The 19,385-nt window shown below is 52.6% G+C and carries 17 protein-coding genes; 5 read left to right on the forward strand and 12 right to left on the reverse strand.

What is annotated here, in order from left to right; translation table 11 throughout:
- Positions 1 to 6: 6 nt before the first annotated feature.
- Entirely contained in the window at positions 7 to 4,467 is a 4,461-nt protein-coding gene (gene gltB / locus HV213_RS02935) for a glutamate synthase large subunit (RefSeq protein WP_181484713.1), read from the reverse strand.
- Between the two features lie 672 nt (positions 4,468 to 5,139).
- Here gltB and HV213_RS02940 point away from each other — a divergent pair.
- The 5 genes from HV213_RS02940 to mtgA all read left to right on the forward strand — a co-directional run bounded on the left by HV213_RS02940 (position 5,140) and on the right by mtgA (position 11,382).
- Positions 5,140 to 6,075: a tRNA modification radical SAM protein MnmL/YtqA gene (locus tag HV213_RS02940; protein WP_112213545.1), complete on the forward strand. Its 936-nt coding sequence runs from the start codon at positions 5,140 to 5,142 to the stop codon at positions 6,073 to 6,075.
- A gap of 143 nt (positions 6,076 to 6,218) precedes the next feature.
- Positions 6,219 to 7,283, forward strand: a complete 1,065-nt coding sequence (gene uxuA, locus HV213_RS02945; protein WP_181484714.1) for a mannonate dehydratase — start codon at positions 6,219 to 6,221, stop codon at positions 7,281 to 7,283.
- Positions 7,284 to 7,432: 149 nt separating this feature from the next.
- Positions 7,433 to 9,772 (forward strand): aerobic respiration two-component sensor histidine kinase ArcB, encoded by a 2,340-nt coding sequence (gene arcB, locus HV213_RS02950; RefSeq protein WP_181484715.1) that lies wholly within the window; start codon positions 7,433 to 7,435, stop codon positions 9,770 to 9,772.
- 234 nt (positions 9,773 to 10,006) lie between these two features.
- Complete coding sequence (elbB, locus tag HV213_RS02955) at positions 10,007 to 10,660, forward strand: isoprenoid biosynthesis glyoxalase ElbB (protein ID WP_181486322.1); 654 nt, start codon at positions 10,007 to 10,009, stop codon at positions 10,658 to 10,660.
- A complete protein-coding gene (mtgA, locus tag HV213_RS02960; protein WP_181484716.1) occupies positions 10,657 to 11,382 on the forward strand; it encodes a monofunctional biosynthetic peptidoglycan transglycosylase in 726 nt (241 codons plus the stop codon). Before elbB ends, mtgA begins: the two co-directional genes overlap by 4 nt.
- 61 nt (positions 11,383 to 11,443) lie before the next feature.
- Here the strand turns inward: mtgA and npr are convergent, their stop codons facing one another.
- From npr to HV213_RS03015, 11 genes are all read right to left on the reverse strand, one after another.
- Positions 11,444 to 11,716 (reverse strand): PTS phosphocarrier protein NPr, encoded by a 273-nt coding sequence (npr, locus tag HV213_RS02965; protein ID WP_004106170.1) that lies wholly within the window; start codon positions 11,714 to 11,716, stop codon positions 11,444 to 11,446.
- Positions 11,713 to 12,567, reverse strand: a complete 855-nt coding sequence (gene rapZ, locus HV213_RS02970; RefSeq protein WP_004106169.1) for an RNase adapter RapZ — start codon at positions 12,565 to 12,567, stop codon at positions 11,713 to 11,715. Before rapZ ends, npr begins: the two co-directional genes overlap by 4 nt.
- A gap of 45 nt (positions 12,568 to 12,612) precedes the next feature.
- Complete coding sequence (gene ptsN / locus HV213_RS02975; protein ID WP_110272842.1) at positions 12,613 to 13,101, reverse strand: PTS IIA-like nitrogen regulatory protein PtsN; 489 nt, start codon at positions 13,099 to 13,101, stop codon at positions 12,613 to 12,615.
- A gap of 65 nt (positions 13,102 to 13,166) precedes the next feature.
- Positions 13,167 to 13,454 carry a ribosome hibernation promoting factor gene (gene hpf, locus HV213_RS02980; RefSeq protein WP_112213551.1) on the reverse strand — a complete coding sequence of 96 codons (288 nt, stop codon included), beginning with the start codon at positions 13,452 to 13,454 and terminating at the stop codon, positions 13,167 to 13,169.
- Between the two features lie 22 nt (positions 13,455 to 13,476).
- On the reverse strand, positions 13,477 to 14,910 hold the full coding sequence (gene rpoN, locus HV213_RS02985) for an RNA polymerase factor sigma-54 (RefSeq protein ID WP_112213552.1): 1,434 nt from the start codon (positions 14,908 to 14,910) through the stop codon (positions 13,477 to 13,479).
- A 47-nt stretch (positions 14,911 to 14,957) separates the two neighbouring features.
- On the reverse strand, positions 14,958 to 15,683 hold the full coding sequence (gene lptB, locus HV213_RS02990; protein WP_110272845.1) for an LPS export ABC transporter ATP-binding protein: 726 nt from the start codon (positions 15,681 to 15,683) through the stop codon (positions 14,958 to 14,960).
- A 6-nt stretch (positions 15,684 to 15,689) separates the two neighbouring features.
- Entirely contained in the window at positions 15,690 to 16,235 is a 546-nt protein-coding gene (lptA, locus tag HV213_RS02995; protein ID WP_110272846.1) for a lipopolysaccharide ABC transporter substrate-binding protein LptA, read from the reverse strand.
- A complete protein-coding gene (lptC, locus tag HV213_RS03000; protein WP_181484717.1) occupies positions 16,204 to 16,779 on the reverse strand; it encodes an LPS export ABC transporter periplasmic protein LptC in 576 nt (191 codons plus the stop codon). Before lptC ends, lptA begins: the two co-directional genes overlap by 32 nt.
- On the reverse strand, positions 16,776 to 17,342 hold the full coding sequence (gene kdsC, locus HV213_RS03005; RefSeq protein ID WP_110272848.1) for a 3-deoxy-manno-octulosonate-8-phosphatase KdsC: 567 nt from the start codon (positions 17,340 to 17,342) through the stop codon (positions 16,776 to 16,778). Before kdsC ends, lptC begins: the two co-directional genes overlap by 4 nt.
- 14 nt (positions 17,343 to 17,356) lie before the next feature.
- A complete protein-coding gene (gene kdsD / locus HV213_RS03010) occupies positions 17,357 to 18,361 on the reverse strand; it encodes an arabinose-5-phosphate isomerase KdsD (RefSeq protein ID WP_442788135.1) in 1,005 nt (334 codons plus the stop codon).
- Entirely contained in the window at positions 18,358 to 19,335 is a 978-nt protein-coding gene (locus HV213_RS03015) for a calcium/sodium antiporter (RefSeq protein WP_181484719.1), read from the reverse strand. Before HV213_RS03015 ends, kdsD begins: the two co-directional genes overlap by 4 nt.
- Positions 19,336 to 19,385 lie beyond the last annotated feature (50 nt).

Here is a 19,385-nt window from a genome sequence, read left to right on the forward strand (position 1 = left end):
AACCCCTTACTGCGCCTGCACCCGCAGCTCAGCTGCGGAACGACTACGGTGACCCAACAGTGCTTTAACATCGCTGGACTTCGGTTTAACCAGCGCAAACTTCGCTGAGAAGGCTGGCCAGTTGGCCAGAATTTCTTCGCCGCGCTGCGAACCGGTAAGATGCACGTGCTCGGTAATCAAACCGCGCAGATGCTCTTCGTGGATAGCCAGAGAGTCAACGTCCAGCACTTCCACCAGCTCCGGGTTCACACGTTTGCGGAAGTCGCCGTCTTCATCCAGAACGTAACCGAAACCACCAGTCATCCCCGCGCCGAAGTTGACGCCGGTTTTACCCAGCACGCAAACAATCCCGCCGGTCATATATTCACAACCGTTATCGCCAATACCTTCGACCACAGTGATCGCCCCGGAGTTACGCACTGCGAAACGCTCGCCTGCGCGCCCCGCCGCATAAAGACGACCGCCGGTCGCGCCATACAGGCAGGTGTTACCGATGATGCTGGCTTCGTGGCTACGGAAGGCTGAGCCTACCGGAGGACGAATCGCCAGCAGGCCGCCAGCCATACCTTTACCTACATAGTCGTTGGCATCGCCTGTCAGATGCAGCTCAACGCCGCCCGCGTTCCATACGCCGAAGCTCTGGCCAGCAGTACCGCTGAAGTGGGCGGTAATAGGATCGGCTGCCAGCCCCTGGTCGCCGTGGGTCTGGGCGATATAACCTGACAGCGATGCCCCAACGGAGCGGTCGGTGTTGCGGATATCAAACCAGAACGTTTTACTCTGCTTGCTGTCAACGAACGGTTTCGCCTGCTGGAGCAGCTGCGCATTGAGCACGCCATTGTCAAACGGCGGGTTGTTCTCCGTGCAGTACAGCGCTTTGCCTGGATGCGGCTCAGCGGTCTCCAGCAGCTTGCCCAGATCCAGTTTCTGCTGCTTGGCAGTAAAACCATCCAGTTCTTTCAACAGGTCGGTACGGCCAATCAGATCTACCAGACGTTTTACACCCAGCGAAGCCATCAGCTCGCGGGTTTCGCGGGCGATAAATTCAAAGTAGTTGGTCACTTTGAACGGCAGGCCGTGGTAGTGGTTCTTACGCAGTTTTTCATCCTGAGTTGCTACGCCGGTTGCGCAGTTATTCAGGTGGCAAATACGCAGATATTTACAGCCCAGCGCCACCATCGGACCGGTACCGAAGCCGAAGCTCTCCGCGCCCAGAATCGCGGCTTTAATGATGTCGACGCCGGTTTTTAAACCGCCATCCACCTGCAGACGGATCTTGTGACGCAGACCGTTAGCCACCAGTGCTTGCTGAGTTTCCACCAGGCCCAGCTCCCACGGACAGCCTGCATATTTCACCGACGAGAGCGGGCTTGCACCGGTGCCGCCGTCGTAACCTGCGATGGTAATCAGGTCTGCATAGGCTTTCGCTACGCCAGTGGCGATGGTACCGACGCCCGGTTCGGAAACCAGCTTCACGGAGATCATCGCTTTTGGGTTAACCTGTTTCAGGTCGAAGATCAGCTGTGCCAGATCCTCGATAGAGTAGATATCGTGGTGCGGTGGCGGGGAGATCAGCGTCACGCCTGGTACTGAATAGCGCAGTTTGGCGATGTACGGGGTGACTTTATCACCCGGTAGCTGACCGCCTTCGCCGGGCTTCGCACCCTGAGCGACTTTAATCTGGATAACGTCGGCATTGACCAGGTAGGCCGGAGTCACGCCGAAGCGACCGGAGGCGACCTGCTTGATACGCGATACTTTATTGGTGCCGTAGCGCGCCGGGTCTTCGCCGCCTTCGCCGGAGTTCGAGTTGCCGCCGATGCTGTTCATCGCTTCTGCCAGCGCTTCGTGCGCTTCCGGGCTCAGCGCGCCGATGGACATTGCTGCCGTATCGAAACGTTTAAACAGTTCGTTTGCCGGTTCAACGTCGTCCAGGCTGACGGTAGTGCCGTCCGGGGTAATGGCCAGCAGATCGCGCAGCGTTGCAGCCGGGCGCTCGTTAACCAATTTCGCGTACTGCTGATAATCGCTGTATTCGCCGCTTTGTACCGCTTGTTGCAGGGTACGCACCACGTCCGGGTTGTAGGCGTGATATTCGCCGCCGTGGACGTATTTCAGCAGACCGCCCTGATCCAGCGGTTTACGCGCCAGCCAGGCACGTTTTGACAGGTTCAATAGATCCTGCTGGAAGTCGTCGAAACCTGCGCCGCCGATACGGCTGACAACGCCCAGGAAGCACAGGTCAGACACTTCGCGATGCAGGCCCACTGCTTCGAACAGTTTCGAGCAGCGATAGGACGCGATAGTTGAAATCCCCATCTTCGACATGATCTTATACAGACCTTTATTGATGCCGTTACGGTAGTTCAACATCACCGCGCGGTACTCTTTGTCGATGGCTTTGTTATCTACCAGCTTCGCCAGAGTTTCATAGGCGAGGTATGGATAGATGGCCGTCGCGCCGAAGCCCAGTAGCACCGCAAAGTGGTGCGGGTCGCGGGCGCTGGCGGTTTCGACAATAATGTTGGCATCGCAGCGCAGGCTCTTATCGACCAGACGGGTCTGGATCGCGCCTACTGCCATCGGAGCGGGTACCGGCAGACGGTTTTTAGCGATGTTGCGGTCAGAGAGCACCAACAGAACGGTTCCGTCACGCACCATTTGTTCGGCTGTATCGCACAGCGCCTTCACCGTCTCAGCCAGCGTGGTTTCGGTGGCATCAAACGTGATATCCAGGACGTCGGCGCGATAGTGCTCCTCTTCCATGGTGGTCAGCTGTTTAAAATCGGAGTACAGCAGAATTGGCGACTTAAAGCTCAGACGGTGCGCCTGGCCTTCCGCTTCGCAGAAGACGTTCATTTCACGGCCGATGCTGGTGGCCAGAGACATTACGTGGGCTTCACGCAGCGGATCGATCGGCGGGTTAGTCACCTGCGCGAACTGCTGGCGGAAGTAATCGTAAATGATACGCGGTTGGCTGGAGAGCACGGCGAATGGAGTATCATCGCCCATTGAACCGACCGCTTCCTGGCCGTTTTCGCCCAGTACGCGCAGGACGGAATCCAGCTCTTCAGCGCTGTAGTTAAACTGTTTCTGATAGCTGGCGAGCGTGTCGTCATCAAACTGACGGCTGCCGACATCTTCATCAGGCAGGTCTTCAAACGGGACCAGACGGCGGACGTTTTTCTCCATCCACTCTTTATATGGATGACGGCTTTTTAGATCGTTATCGGTTTCTGCTGAATGCAGAATACGCCCCTCGCGGGTATCGATAACCATCAGCTCGCCTGGGCCAACGCGGCCTTTTTCGACCACTTCGTCAGGCTGGTAATCCCAGATGCCGACTTCAGAGGCGCAGGTGATCAGTTTGTCTTTGGTGATAACGTAGCGTGCCGGGCGCAGGCCGTTACGGTCGAGGTTACAGGCCGCATAGCGACCATCGGACATCACGATACCTGCCGGGCCATCCCACGGCTCCATGTGCATGGAGTTAAAGTCGAAGAATGAACGCAGGTCGGGATCCATATCCGGGTTGTTCTGCCAGGCTGGCGGCACCAGCAGGCGCATGGCACGGATAATGTCCATCCCGCCCGCCAGCAGCAGTTCCAGCATATTATCCATCGAACTGGAGTCAGAGCCGGTTTCATTGACGAACGGCGCAGCATCGTGGAGATCCGGGATCAACGGCGTCTGGAACTTATAGGTACGGGCGCGGGCCCACTGGCGGTTACCGGTGATGGTGTTAATTTCACCGTTGTGCGCCAGATAGCGGAACGGCTGCGCCAGCGGCCAGCGCGGCACGGTGTTGGTGGAAAAGCGCTGGTGGAACAGGCAAATGGCTGATTCCAGGCGCAGGTCCGCGAGGTCCAGGTAAAAGCGCGGCAAATCCGCCGGCATACACAGACCTTTATAAATGTTCACCAGATTCGACAGGCTGCAAACGTAGAAATCTTTATCTTCTTGCAGGCGCTTTTCGATACGGCGACGAGCGATAAACAAACGGCGCTCCATATCACGTGGGCGCCAGCCAGCCGGGGCGTTAACAAAGATTTGCTCAATACGGGGCAGCGAGGAGAGGGCGATTTCACCGAGAACGCCTTCGTTGGTTGGCACTTCGCGCCAGCCGACAATAGACAAGGTTTCGCGTTGAAGTTCTTCTTCGACGATGCGGCGCGCCGCTTTGGCCAGTTCAGGATCTTTATTAAGGAATAACATCCCAACGGCGTAATTTTTGGCTAAACGCCAGCCGCGCTCTTCCGCAACGATTCGGAAGAAACGATCGGGTTTTTGTAACAGCAAGCCACAACCGTCGCCGGTTTTTCCATCGGCGAGGATCGCGCCGCGGTGCTGCATTCGGGCCAGTGCGTGTATAGCGGTTCGCACTACCTTGTGGCTAGGTTCGCCTTCTATGTGGGCGATCAGGCCGAAACCACAGTTATCCCTCTCAAGGGATTTATCGTACAACATATCAGTGAACCTCCCCAGGCTCTACGGGACACCCTCCGAACCGTTGCGCACGGGCACAGAAAGAGCATGGCGACGGGGTTTGCACCTCGCATTCGCCCTCTTTAAATCCTTTTCGCATCGGTACACAAGTTTGAGGACTTGCTGTTAAGAGGGAATCTCAATTACTGCATAAATATGATGAGCAGAGCGCTCATCCAGAAAGCTTCCAGCGGATTCCCAAGTTATCGGGAATCTGCACATACGTCAAATGGCAATCTTATTTATACAAAAATGTGCTATACAACACTTAGTTTTATGATTTTTAAGAGAATAATGACATTTCGAATGCTGCTGAAACGTAACCGATGGCATAATTGAGTGTGATCTGTCTCACTATATCGATGGCACAAGATTATCGGTCTGTGCTGAATAGTTTTTTTATAGCAGACTATTTGACTGCTTTTTATGTGAATTACGGAAACTAATACTGTTTTATGTCCTGACAAAGATAATGGCAAAACCAGAGGCTATGTATAAGGAAAACTCATCACTATGAATGTGAATTAAATTGCGGTTATCTTGAGTGTTTATGCAATGAGGTAAGCGGCCGCGTTGACGATTGATCCAGGTCATCGCCGTCGGTAGCTAAAAATGGCAGGCTTGGCCCTTTTCTTAAGGCCGGTCTATCAGATTATGCAGTTACAAAAATTAGTCAATATGTTTGGTGGGGATCTTGCGCGTCGTTATGGCGAAAAGGTTCATAAACTGACGCTGCATGGTGGATTTAGCTGTCCAAATCGCGATGGCACTATTGGTCGTGGCGGCTGCACATTTTGTAATGTGGCTTCTTTCGCTGATGAACAACAGCAGTATATTTCGATTGCCGAACAGCTTGCACATCAGGCGCAGCGGGTTAATCGCGCTCAGCGCTATCTGGCCTATTTTCAGGCCTACACCAGCACTTTTGCCGAAGTTCAGGTGCTGCGGTCCATGTATCAACAGGCGGTGAGCCAAGCCAATATGGTTGGGCTGTGCGTCGGCACTCGTCCGGACTGTGTGCCTGAAGCGGTATTGGATTTACTTAGCGAATATCGGGAGTTGGGTTATGAAGTATGGCTGGAGCTTGGGCTGCAAACCGCACATGATAAAACGCTGCATCGGATAAATCGTGGTCACGATTTTGCCTGTTATCAGCACACGACCCGACTGGCGCGTGAACGTGGCCTGAAAGTATGTTCACATCTGATTGTCGGGCTACCGGGAGAGGGGCAGCATCATTGCCTGCAAACCCTGGATCGGGTGGTTGAAACCGGCGTTGATGGCATTAAGCTGCATCCACTTCATATTGTGAAGGGCAGCATCATGGCAAAAGCGTGGGAAGCCGGAAGGTTGAACGGTATTGAACTGGACGACTATACGGTCACTGCAGGAGAGATGATTCGCCATACCCCACCTGAGATTATTTATCACCGTATTTCTGCCAGTGCTCGTCGTCCGACGCTGCTGGCACCGCTGTGGTGTGAGAACCGCTGGACCGGGATGGTTGAGCTGGATAAATACCTTAATCAGCACGGTGTCCAGGGCTCAGCCATCGGTCCTGGCTGGGTGTCTCCGGTAACCACGAAATAATGAAAAACGTCACGAGTCCCTTTCACTACAGCCTGCAAAAAGTAATGTGATCGTTGTCACTATCGTCATTATATCTCTGGTGATAAAAACTGGTATGGTAGTAGGCTATTGTTTATTGATAACATTGACTCAGGTGGTTTCGTATGCAGATGACAATGCGTTGGTTTGGTCCAGATGAAGATAAGGTCTCTCTGGAATATATTCGCCAGGTTCCGGGTGTTGAAGGTGTTGTAGGCGCACTTTATGATGTCGCCGTCGGCGAGGTCTGGCCAGTTGATAAAATTGAGGCTTTGGTGAAGCAAGCCCATGCGGCCGGGCTTAAAATGGAAGTCATTGAAAGCGTCAATATTCATGACGATATTAAGATCGGTTTACCTTCCCGCGAGCGTTATATCGCCAATTATCAGCAAACTATCCGCAATCTTGCTCAGTTTGGCGTTAAGGTGATTTGCTACAACTTCATGCCAGTTTTTGACTGGATGAAGACGGATATGAACTATGTTCTGCCGGATGGCTCCCTGACGATGGCTTTCGAGAAGAAAGACATTGATAAGAGTCTCGAAGAGGTGGTGAAAGAGGTTCTGGAAAATTCGAATGGATTTGCGCTACCGGGCTGGGAACCAGAGCGCCTGGCAAAAGTTCAGGACCTGTTTGCTCAATATAAAGATGTTGATGACCAGGCTCTACGCGAAAACCTGGTCTATTTTCTGAATGCAGTGATCCCCGTTTGTGAAGAGGTGGGGGTGAAAATGGCAATTCATCCGGACGATCCGCCGTACTCAATTTTCGGTCTACCGCGAGTGGTGAAAAATCGTGACGATCTGGACTGGATTTGCCGGGCGGTAGATTCAGAGGCGAATGGCATCACCCTTTGTACCGGCTCTATCGCGGAAGACCCGGCCAATGATGTTTACTCGATTCTGGCCGAGTTTACTCGCCGCAAGCGTATTCATTTTGCCCACGTGCGTAATATAAACCTCATCAAAGACAAAGACTTTTATGAGTGCGCTCACCCGTCAGAATTCGGCTCTTTAGATATGTATAAAGTGATGCAGGCGCTTTATGACAATGGTTTTAGCGGCTATATCCGTCCGGATCATGGGCGCTTTATTTGGGGGGAGACGGGACGTCCAGGCTATGGGTTGTACGATCGCGCACTTGGAGTAACCTACCTCAAAGGGCTATGGGAAGCACTCAGTAAACGCTAAAGACCAGCTCTGTTTCCAATCTATATTCCGGCTGACTGCAATCCAGGGTCAGCCGCGTAACACAATCCTTCCCGCATTTTTGGCACAACTTACAGCGTCTTGCTCAGAATTGAGTATTATTGTGCGAAGTTGTCGTGAAGGAATCCCCTATGAAGCAAATCCGTATGCTGGCGCAGTATTATGTTGACCTGATGATGAAGTTGGGTCTGGTGCGCTTTTCCATGCTGCTGGCCCTTGCGCTGGTGGTACTGGCGATTGTGGTGCAAATGGCCGTGACCATGGTGCTGCACGGCCAGGTAGAAAGTATTGATGTTATCCGCTCCATCTTCTTTGGCCTGCTGATTACCCCGTGGGCGGTCTATTTCCTCTCAGTCGTTGTTGAGCAACTGGAAGAGTCCCGGCAGCGCCTCTCGCGGCTAGTGGAGAAGCTGGAGGAGATGCGCGAGCGCGATCTCAAGTTGAATGTGCAGCTTAAGGACAACATCGCCCAGCTTAATCAGGAAATCGGCGAACGTGAAAAAGCTGAAGCAGAACGTGAAACGACGCTTGAGCAACTGAAAATTGAGATGAAGGAACGTGAAGAGGCGCAAATTCAGCTTGAGCAGCAATCCTCCTTCCTGCGCTCCTTCCTTGATGCGTCACCGGATCTGGTTTTCTATCGTAATGAAGACAAGGAATTTTCTGGCTGCAACCGGGCGATGGAACTGCTGACCGGTAAAAGTGAAAAGCAGCTAATTCATCTGAAGCCACAGGATGTTTATGGCGCAGAAGTGGCGGAGAAAGTGCTGGAAACGGATGAGAAAGTTTTCCGTCATAACGTATCGCTGACCTATGAGCAGTGGCTGGATTATCCAGATGGGCGCAAGGCCTGCTTTGAAATCCGCAAGGTACCTTATTATGACCGCGTAGGTAAGCGACGTGGCTTGATGGGCTTCGGTCGCGATATTACCGAGCGTAAGCGCTATCAGGACGCGCTGGAGAGGGCCAGCCGTGATAAGACCACCTTTATTTCTACCATTAGCCACGAGCTGCGTACGCCGCTTAATGGCATCGTGGGGCTTAGCAGGATCCTGCTTGATACCGATCTAACCGGAGAGCAGGAAAAATACCTGAAAACTATCCATGTCTCAGCCGTGACGCTGGGTAATATCTTCAACGATATTATTGAGATGGACAAAATGGAGCGGCGTAAAATTCAGCTGGATAATCAGCCGGTTGATTTCACTGGCTTCCTCGCTGATCTGGAAAACCTCTCTGGCCTGCAGGCGCAGCAGAAAGGTCTGCACTTTGTGCTGGATCCCGCCCTTCCGCTGCCGCATCAAGTGATAACCGACGGTACGCGGCTGCGCCAGATTCTGTGGAACCTCATTAGTAACGCGGTGAAATTTACTCCGCAGGGCGGGAATGTGAACGTCCGCGTGCGTTATGACGAAGGCGATATTCTGCATTTTGAAGTAGAAGACTCCGGTATTGGTATTCCTGAGGCGGAACAAGACAAAATCTTCGCCATGTATTATCAGGTTAAAGATAGCCAGGGAGGCAAACCCGCGACCGGCACCGGTATTGGCCTTGCGGTATCGCGTCGTCTGGCGCGCAACATGGGCGGTGATATCTGCGTTTCCAGCCTGCCGGGTAAAGGGGCGACCTTTACGCTCACCGTACATGCACCTGCTATTGCTGAAGAAGTCGAAGACACTTTGGCAGAAGATGAAATGCCATTACCGGCGCTGAACGTGTTGTTGGTGGAAGATATTGAACTGAATGTGATCGTCGCGCGCTCGGTGCTGGAGAAACTAGGCAATAGCGTGGATGTGGCAATGACCGGTAAGGCCGCGCTGGAGATGTTTTTGCCGGGCGAATACGACCTGGTTCTGCTCGATATTCAACTGCCGGATATGACGGGACTGGATATCTCTCGCCAGCTAAAACAACGCTTTGCTGCTGATGAACTCCCGCCGCTGGTGGCGCTCACCGCTAATGTACTGAAGAACAAAAACGAGTATCTGGACGCCGGGATGGACGATGTCCTGAGTAAACCGTTATCGGTCCCGGCGCTAACTGCAATTATCAAAAAATTCTGGGATTCACCTGAAGAGGAGGAAAACGATATGCCATCTGTAGATGTCAATAAATCGGCTTCTGTACTGGATATTCCGATGCTTGAGCAGTATATCGAACTGGTGGGACCGAAGCTTATCAATGACGGTCTGGCGGTTTTCGAGAGAATGATGCCGGGCTATCTGGCGGTTCTGGAATCGAATCTAACCGCGCGTGACCAGAAAGGCATTGTCGACGAAGGGCATAAAATTAAGGGGGCGGCTGGCTCAATTGGTTTGCGTCACATTCAGCAGCTTGGGCAACAGATTCAGTCACCAGATTTGCCGGCATGGTCAGATAACGTTGCAGAATGGGTTGAAGAGATGAAATCCGAGTGGCAAAGCGACGTTGCGGTACTGAAAGCGTGGGTAGCGGCGGCTGGTAAAAAATGACCCCGGATAAACCGGGGTGCGCGAATACTGCGCCAACACCAGGGAACTGGTTGTTGTGCCAGAATCATTTGAGTGGTTTTTTTACACGGCGCAACCTGAGGATTTGGCTTGCTCGCTGATTAAGATAGCAAAGCTTAAATAATTTGTTACGTGAATCGGTAAAATATGTGAAGCATAGCGAGTAAATCAAAATTTTTGACTGGTTCCATAAACTTGTACTAAGGGGCTGATGTGATGAAGAAAATTGGTGTGGTGCTAAGCGGTTGCGGCGTTTATGACGGTAGCGAAATTCATGAAGCGGTTATTACCTTGCTGGCGATTGCTCGCAGCGGCGCCCAGGCCATCTGTTTTGCACCTGATAAAGTACAAACTGATGTTATCAACCATTTGACCGGGGAAGCGCAGGCTGAAAGCCGTAATGTGCTCGTTGAGGCCGCACGTATTGTGCGCGGGGAAATTCGGCCCCTGGCAGATGCCCGAGCGGATGAGCTGGATGCGCTAATTGTGCCCGGCGGATTTGGCGCGGCGAAAAACCTCAGTAGCTTTGCTTCCCAGGGCAGTGAATGTACGGTGGATAGCGATCTGAAAGAACTGGCTCTGGCCATGCATCTGGCGGGTAAACCGTTGGGTTTTATCTGTATCGCTCCGGCGTTGCTACCTAAAATTTTCTCATTTCCGCTACGCGTGACTATCGGCACCGATCTGGATACCGCAGATGCATTAGAGGAGATGGGCGCTGAACACGTGCCTTGTCCGGTCGATGACATAGTGGTTGATGAAGACCACAAAGTGGTGACGACTCCGGCATATATGCTGGCGCAGAATATTGCTGAAGCGGCGAGCGGAATTGAAAAACTGGTCGCTCGCGTGCTGGTTCTGACTGCATGAAGTCTCGTTTTTCCCCGTTGCGAATGATCAAACGTCTTTTGCTGCGGTTGTTGTTGGCATGTTTGGTGGTATGGGGCGGTGGCATTGTGCTGTTTAGCATCGTGCCGGTTCCTTTTTCGGCCGTGATGCTGGAGCGGCAGATCAGTGCCTGGGCCTCTGGGAATTTTCATTACGTCGCCCATTCTGATTGGGTGGGGATGGATGAGATATCTCCCTGGATGGGGCTTGCGGTTATTGCTGCTGAAGATCAGAAATTCCCTGAGCACTGGGGTTTTGATGTTTCCGCCATTGAGAAGGCGTTGGCACATAATGAGCGCAACGAGAACCGCATTCGCGGTGCCTCAACGCTATCACAGCAGACAGCAAAGAATCTGTTCTTGTGGGATGGTCGCAGCTGGCTGAGAAAAGGGCTGGAGGCTGGGCTGACCGTTGGTATCGAGACCGTCTGGAGCAAAAAACGCATCCTCACGGTTTATTTGAATATTGCTGAGTTTGGTGAAGGGACGTTTGGTGTGGAAGCCGCATCACAGCGCTATTTTCATAAACCGGCCAGTAAGTTGACCGCTTCTGAAGCGGCGCTGTTAGCTGCGGTCCTGCCTAACCCGATACGCTTTCGCGCAGACGCACCGTCAGGATATATCCGTAGTCGGCAAGCGTGGATTTTACGCCAGATGCGTCAGTTGGGTGGGGAAGGGTTTATGCAGAAAAATAAGCTACATTGATGTTTATAGTGGCTAAATTTATAACCCCGGTAAGCATCACGCGACGCAACCGGGGGTTGTGCTAGTCTTCATCAAAACCGGCGTTGAACAGCGCGATAACCGCTGCTAGCGCTTCAACTTCCTGCGGGCCATTCGCTTCAATCTCAATCTGACGTCCTTTGGCTGAGTCAAGCATCAGCAGGGCAATTACGCTATTGGCCTCTGCCTCAGTGCCTTCATCATTGCGCAGCAGGACTTCAGCATCATAGTTCTGCATTAACTCAAACAACTTCATTGCCGGGCGGGCATGCATGCCCAGCTTATTGGTGATCTCAACGGTTTGCTTAACGGTCATGATTTACGTTTTTCCAGCGTCCGATGACGAGACTGCACGTTCTTACCGCGTGAGCGGAAGTAGTCAGCCAGCTGTTCGGCGATGTAGACCGAACGGTGTTTACCGCCAGTACAACCAATGGCCACCGTCAGATAGCTGCGATTATTGGTTTCCAGCATGGGTAACCATAGTTCAAGATAGCTACGAGTCTGGTAGATAAAATTGTGAACTTCCGTGTGTCGGTCGAGGAAGGCGGCGACAGGTTTGTCCAGACCTGTCATCGGGCGCAGTTTCGGATCCCAGTGCGGATTAGGCAGGAAGCGCACATCGAAAACGTAGTCGGCATCGATAGGGATACCATGCTTGAAGCCGAAAGATTCGAAGACCATCGTCAGCTCACGTTCGCGTTTGCCTAGCAAACGGGTACGCAGCATTTCGGCCAGCTCATGCACCGACATCTCGGAAGTATCGACGATCAGATCGGCGCGAGAACGCAGCGGTTCCAGCAGGTCGCTCTCTTCATCAATAGCGCTTTCGAGCGACAGATTTTTGCTCGACAGCGGATGTAAGCGGCGCGTATCGCTGTAGCGGCGAATTAAGGTGTTGCGATCGGCGTCAAGAAACAGCAACTGAGGCGAAAATTCTGCGGGCAGATTTTTCATTGCCTGCTCAAAGATTTCCGGTGACTCAGGCATGTTACGTACGTCAATGCTGACGGCAGCCGAGATATTTCTATCTGCAAGCGAGCGAGCCAGTTCAGGTAACAGAACCACCGGCAGGTTGTCCACGCAGTAGAAACCCATATCTTCCAGCGCTCGCAGGGCAACGGATTTCCCCGATCCTGAACGGCCGCTGACGATCATCAGTACCATGTACCGTTTCTCCTCAGTACGATAAAGAGTAAGGTGCGACTCCCGTTATGCCCCATCGCTGCTTCCTGCTTCGGTGATAATTTCATACAACTCTTCGTTGCTTTGGGCGGCGCGTAGTCGGCGACAGGTTGCTTTATCCGCCAGACGTTTTGCGACCAGTGAAAGCGTATGCAGATGAGTTTTGGTCTGATCGGCTGGAACGAGAAGCGCAAACAGGAGATCGACAGGTTGATTATCGATCGCATCAAAAGCGATCGGGGTTTCCAGTTGGACAAAAACGCCAACGGCCCGCAGCGTATCCTCTTCGAGTTTTCCGTGTGGGATCGCGATACCGTTACCGATCCCGGTGCTGCCCATTTTCTCGCGAGTGAGGATCGCTTCGAACACCACCTGAGGCGGCAAGCCTAGCTGTTTTGCTGCCAGCTCGCTGATGATTTCCAGGGCACGTTTCTTGCTCTGGCAGTGAACCTGGCTACGGGTACATTCCTGGTTAAGGACATTGCTCAGTTGTAGAGCCGAATCGTTATTTATCATAATTTCACCTGAGCTCGCCCTGACCAACCGCCTGCTGGCGGTTGGCGTAGGTTATGCCCGGACAATTAGCGTTGTTTCAGTTTATCTTTATGTTTTGTTAGCTGTCTTGCCAGCTTATCAATAAGACCATCGATAGCGGCATACATATCCTGCCCTTCCGCACTGGCATGGATTTCACCACCGTTGACATGCAGGTTGGCATCCGCAATTTGCGTTACCTTCTCTACCTTTAACACAATGTAGACCTGATTGATCCTATCGAAAAACTGCTCCAGCTTGCTAAATTTTGTGTTAACAAAATCGCGCAGAGCAGGGGTTATTTCTACGTTGTGTCCTGTAATGTTGAGCTGCATAGTGTCTTCCTTATCGGTTGGGTCAAACCAGTTGTTTACGCTGATTCGACGGCGGAATGGATAAAGACTCTCGATACTTAGCGACGGTGCGGCGCGCCACCATAATACCCTGATCGGATAACATGGTGGTGAGCTTACTGTCGCTCAACGGCTTCGCGGGGTTCTCCGCGGCGATTAACTTCTTCACCAGCGCGCGAATGGCCGTCGACGATGCTTCGCCGCCGCCTTCTGTGCTTACATGGCTGGAGAAGAAATACTTCAGCTCAAAAATACCGCGTGGACTATGCAGGTATTTTTGGGTAGTAACGCGTGAAATGGTCGATTCATGCATTTCGACGGCCTGAGCAATATCAGCCAGTACCATCGGCTTCATATGCTCTTCACCTTTCTCGAAAAAGGCCTGCTGCTGCTCAACAATGCAGCGGCTAACGCGCAGGAGCGTATCGTTACGGCTCTCCAGGCTCTTGATCAGCCAGCGAGCCTCTTGCAGATTGCTGCGGATAAACTGGCCGTCGGCATCATTGCGTGTGCTGTTACCCATGGCAGCATAGTGCTGATTGATCTTCAGGCGCGGTAGGCTATCTGAATTGAGTTCAACAACCCAATGGTCATTCACCTTACGCACCAGCACGTCAGGAATGACATATTCTGGTTCGCCGGTTTGAATGGATTGACCCGGACGCGGATCCAGAGATTGGATCAGGCTTACCGCTTCCTTCAATACTTCTTCTTTGAGGCGGGTTACGCGCATGAGAGAGCGGAAATCATGATTCGCTAGTAGATCAAGGTGATCGCTGATGATCTGACGTGCTTCATCAATCCAGGGTGTTTCTCTGGCAAACTGCGAAAGTTGAACCAGCAGGCAGTCGCGAAGATCTTTTGCCGCTACGCCGACGGGGTCGAAACGCTGAATGCGCTTGAGGACGGCTTCAACTTCTTCAAGTCCGATTTCATCATCGCCAATGCTCTCAACGATGTCTTCGACAGAAATTGTGAGGTAGCCGGTATCATCAACGGCATCGACGATGGAGGTCGCGATGGCGCGATCGGTATCAGTGAACGGTGTAAGTTCAACCTGCCACATTAGGTAATCTTGCAGGCTTTGAGTGGTCTCACCCTGGTAGACTGGCAGTTCGTCATCCTGATAATCGACGCCGTTACCTGATGGCGTTCCTGCTGTATAAATCTCATCCCAGCTGGCATCAAGCGGCAGTTCTTCAGGCATATCTTTTTGCTCAAGGGCATCGACAGTATCCAGAGATTCGCGATCCTCGGCCTCTTTGGTTTCTACCTCATCGTGAAGATCGGTTTGCTCCAGCAACGGGTTGCTATCCAGCGCCTGCTGGAGTTCTTGCTGGAGTTCTAACGTGGACAACTGCAGTAAACGAATCGCCTGCTGCAGTTGTGGCGTCATGGCAAGCTGTTGGCTTAGCCTTAATTGCAAACCTTGCTTCATATTCAGGGCCAATATCTCCGGCTAAAACGTCTGTAACCTCTACCCTATCAGAGTCTGAAGTCTTCCCCAAGATACACGCGCTTAACCTGCTCGTCTTCAAGGATTTGTTGAGGTGTACCGTGAGCTATCAGATGACCCTGGCTGACGATATAGGCACGTTCACAAACGGCGAGCGTTTCCCTGACGTTATGGTCGGTAATCAGGACGCCCAGGCCGCTATCGCGCAGATGCTCAATGATACGTTTGATATCGATGACGGAAATAGGGTCGACGCCAGCAAAAGGTTCATCCAGCAGGATAAATTTCGGGTTAGCGGCCAGCGCACGGGCGATTTCGACGCGGCGACGTTCACCACCGGAGAGCGCCTGGCCGAGGTTATCGCGCAGGTGCTCAATGTGAAACTCTTCCATCAACTCTTTCGCGCGATCTTCACGCTGCTCGTTGCTTAAGTCGTCACGGATCTGCAATACCGCCATCAGGTTATCGTACACGCTCAGGCGACGGAAAATGGACGCTTCCTGCGGCAGATAGCCGATACCGCGGCGCGCGCGGGCATGTAGTGGCAGCAGACTGATGTCTTCATCGTCAATAATGATGTTGCCAGCGTCGCGCGGAACGATACCGACGACCATATAGAAGGTAGTGGTTTTACCCGCACCGTTCGGGCCGAGCAGGCCAACAATCTCACCTGAATTCACGGTCAGACTGACATCTTCCACCACGCGGCGACCTTTGTAGGCTTTGGCGAGATTCTTTGCAGTTAATGTTGCCATAACGAATTACTTACCCTTCTTTGACTGGTCGGTGCCTTTGTCCTGCAGCTGCGAAGGAACCAGTACCGTGGTCACTCGCCCACCTTTATTGCTGAACGCCTGCATTTTTTGCTCTTTTACCAGATAGGTGATTTTGTCACCCTGGATATTGCTATCGATCTGTTCCAGATGCGCATTGCCGGTCAGCACGACAAAGTCATTTTGCAGTTCATAATGCATTTTTGACGCCCGGCCTTTAACCGGCTTGCCGTTGTCCTGCATCTGGAAGAAGGTCGCTGGGTTACCATAACCGTCAATAACCTCTTTGCCTTTCTCTCCGCCCGGGCGAGTTACGACAACTTTGTCGGCGTTGATTTTGATGGTTCCCTGGGTAACAACGACATTACCAGTAAACGTGACGACATTACCTTGCATATCAAGCGACTGCTGATCGGATTCAATATGAATTGGCTGATCGGTGTCACCGGTTTTTGCCAGTGCCGGCAGGCTGGCGGCCAGTAAGGCGCTGGCGAGCGCAATCTTAAGGCTGAGTTTGTTTGTTCTGAATTTCATATGAGGTTCTAACCTTTTCAATCAGCTCGGCATTTTTGCTGCGCAGGTTCCCGCGCATTTTCAGGCCGCTGGAATTAAATGTTGTTCCGTACAACGTCACCATGTCATCGGAGGTAACATCCTGCGTCACCAGGTTTATCTGGGCGTTATCCGTCGTAATTTTGCGCAGTTGAGAATCCGCCGTCAGCGCATTCACTTCAACGTGCCCGTAAAGATACAGCATGCGGTCATTCGTCAACTTGGCTTTATCCGCTTTGATAGACCAGGTTGGTACTTTGCTAGTATCAAAGGTGGTCATTACCGGTTTTGCGAACCACGAAAGTTGCTGTTCGGAAAAATACTCAACGTGTTCAGCGATCAGCCGGTAGTTAAGCGCCCCTTCCGGGCTATAAACGACGGTATCGGTATGCTCACTGGTATACGTTGGGTCATCAGGATTGACCGCTTGTTGGGTGGTCTCGTCCGTACTCGCCAGGTTCAGGCCGATCAGGATCAGCGCGACCAGCGACAGTAAAATGATAACCCAACGTCTGGTTTTACTCATATAGATTGCCCTTTGGCCTCATCCAACTTGCCCTGCGCCAATAGTAGCAAATCGCAAACTTCCCGTACCGCTCCGCGACCGCCATTAATGCGAGTGACATAATCTGCGCGCGGGATCAGCAACGGGTGCGCATCTGCCACCGCTACGCTTAAACCAACCTCAGCCATCACCGGCCAATCGATCAGATCGTCACCGATATAGGCCACTTCATCAGCGCGAACGGCCAGTTTGTTCAGTAATTCATGAAATGCCAGCAGTTTATTAGACTGACCCTGGTACAGATGCGTGATGCCAAGAGTTTGGCAACGGTCTTCTACCAGTTTAGCTTTTCGTCCGGTAATTATCGCCACTTCAATATCTGAAGTCAGGGCGCAACGGATCCCGTAGCCATCACGTACGTTAAACGCTTTTAGCTCTTCGCCGTGGTTGCCCATGAAGATAAGTCCATCGGACAGGACGCCATCGACATCGAGGATCAGTAAACGGATCTTCGCTGCGCGATCAATAAAGCCCTGACTTACCGGCCCATAACAGGTCGCGATCAGGGCATCAGCATTATTCATTATTTTTTCCTTACTTACACTACGCCCGCGCGCAAGAGATCGTGCATATGTACCACACCTACCAGACGGTCGCCATCAGCAACCAACACGCAGGTGATATGACGGGATTGCATCAGGTTCAGCGCATCGACGGCCAGGATACCGGGGCGAATACGGATGCCACCTCGGGTCATCACCTCGGCAATACTGGCATTGCGCATATCGACGCCGGTATCAAAGACCCGACGCAGATCGCCATCGGTGAAGATGCCGATGATATTCATTTCATCATCACAGATAGCGGTCATGCCTAAATTTTTGCGCGTGATTTCCAGCAGCGCATCGCGCAGCGTGGCCTGAAGGCCTACGTGCGGAATTTCATCGCCGGTATGCATGATGTCATTGACCCGCAGCAGCAGCTTACGTCCCAGCGCGCCGCCTGGGTGTGACAGGGCAAAATCTTCAGCGGTAAAACCGCGAGCCTCCAGCAGAGCGACGGCCAGCGCGTCGCCCATCACCAAAGCGGCAGTGGTGCTTGAGGTGGGTGCCAGTCCTAAGGGACAAGCCTCTTTTGGCACCCTCACGCACAGATGAATATCCGCTGCGCGCGCCATGCTGCTTTCCGGGCGGCTGGTGATACAAATAAGCGAAACCTGCTGGCGTTTAAGAACGGGGATAAGTGCGAGGATTTCGTTTGACTCACCCGAATTTGAGAGTGCGATAACCACATCACGTGGGGTGACCATACCTAAATCGCCGTGGGCGGCCTCGCCTGGATGAACAAAGAATGATGAAGTTCCGGTGCTGGCAAAGGTAGCCGCCATTTTTCGCCCGATATGACCAGACTTGCCCATCCCCATCACGACAACTTTGCCGTGGCAGTGAAAAATGGTCTCACAGGCGCGGGCGAAATCTTCATTAATATATTGGTCAAGTTGGGCCAGACCTTCACGTTCAATTTCCAGAACCTCACGGCCTGCCCGTTGAAAGTCAAAATCCGCTGGCAAATCTATTTGCGACATAATGTTATCCCGAATCATTCAACGAAGAGCGGCGCTGTCCAGAACAGCATCGCCAACCAAAGCATAAATCCGCCCACCAGCAGTAGGCCTGCTAGCCGACCTGGCTCCTGTTTACGCCGCCAGCACAGTAGGGCAAAGATCAGGCTGACCAGCAGCATGACGCCATAGTCGCGGGTAAAGGCCTCGGCGGCGAAGGTGCCTGGCGCAATCAGCGCGGGAAGCCCGAGAACCAGCACGATATTAAGAATATTAGCGCCGATGATATTGCCGATGGCGATATCGTTTTCACCTTTTCGCGCGCCGGCAATGGCGGTTGCCAGCTCTGGCAAACTGGTACCGATAGCAATCACCGTTAAGCCGACGGTCAGTTCGCTGATGGCAAAAAAGTTCGCCAGCACCGTAGCGTTATCGACCACCATACGCGTAGCCATCGGCATCACAATCATCGCGACGCCCAACCACAGTAGGGCGACAGGAAGCGAACCTTCGCGCGGTAGCTCCGCGAGCTGCTCTCGGGTCAGGCTGTCGTTACCCTGACGCTCAGCGAGACGGGCTATTTTAATCGTGAACAGTAGCCACAGTATTGCCAGCGCCAGCAAAAAAAGGCCATCCATACGCGTCAGCTGACCGTCATATAGCACAAAGCCCGCCAGTAAACTGACCAGCAACATTAGCGGTAATTCGCGGCGCAGGATATCAGAATGCACGGTAAATGGCTGAAATAGCGCGGTGAGACCAAGGATCAGTAAAATATTGGTGATGTTGGATCCCAGTGCCGTACCAATTGCCAGATCGGTTTGACCATGCAGAGAAGCGGCGGCAGATACGATGATCTCCGGCAGACTGGTACCGATGCTGACGACCGTCATACCGATAATGAGCGGCGGGATCCCCAGCATGCGACAGAGTATTGAAGCGGCGTAAACCAGACGATCGGCGCTGTAGACAACCAGCAATAAACCAATAATTAACAGAGCCGTCGCTAAGAGCATCTAAAGTCCTTTCTTCAGGTATAATCGTCGCCTTGCTGGCCGTCCATAGG

Source organism: Klebsiella sp. RHBSTW-00484 (genome assembly GCF_013705725.1).
Classification (GTDB): domain Bacteria; phylum Pseudomonadota; class Gammaproteobacteria; order Enterobacterales; family Enterobacteriaceae; genus Klebsiella.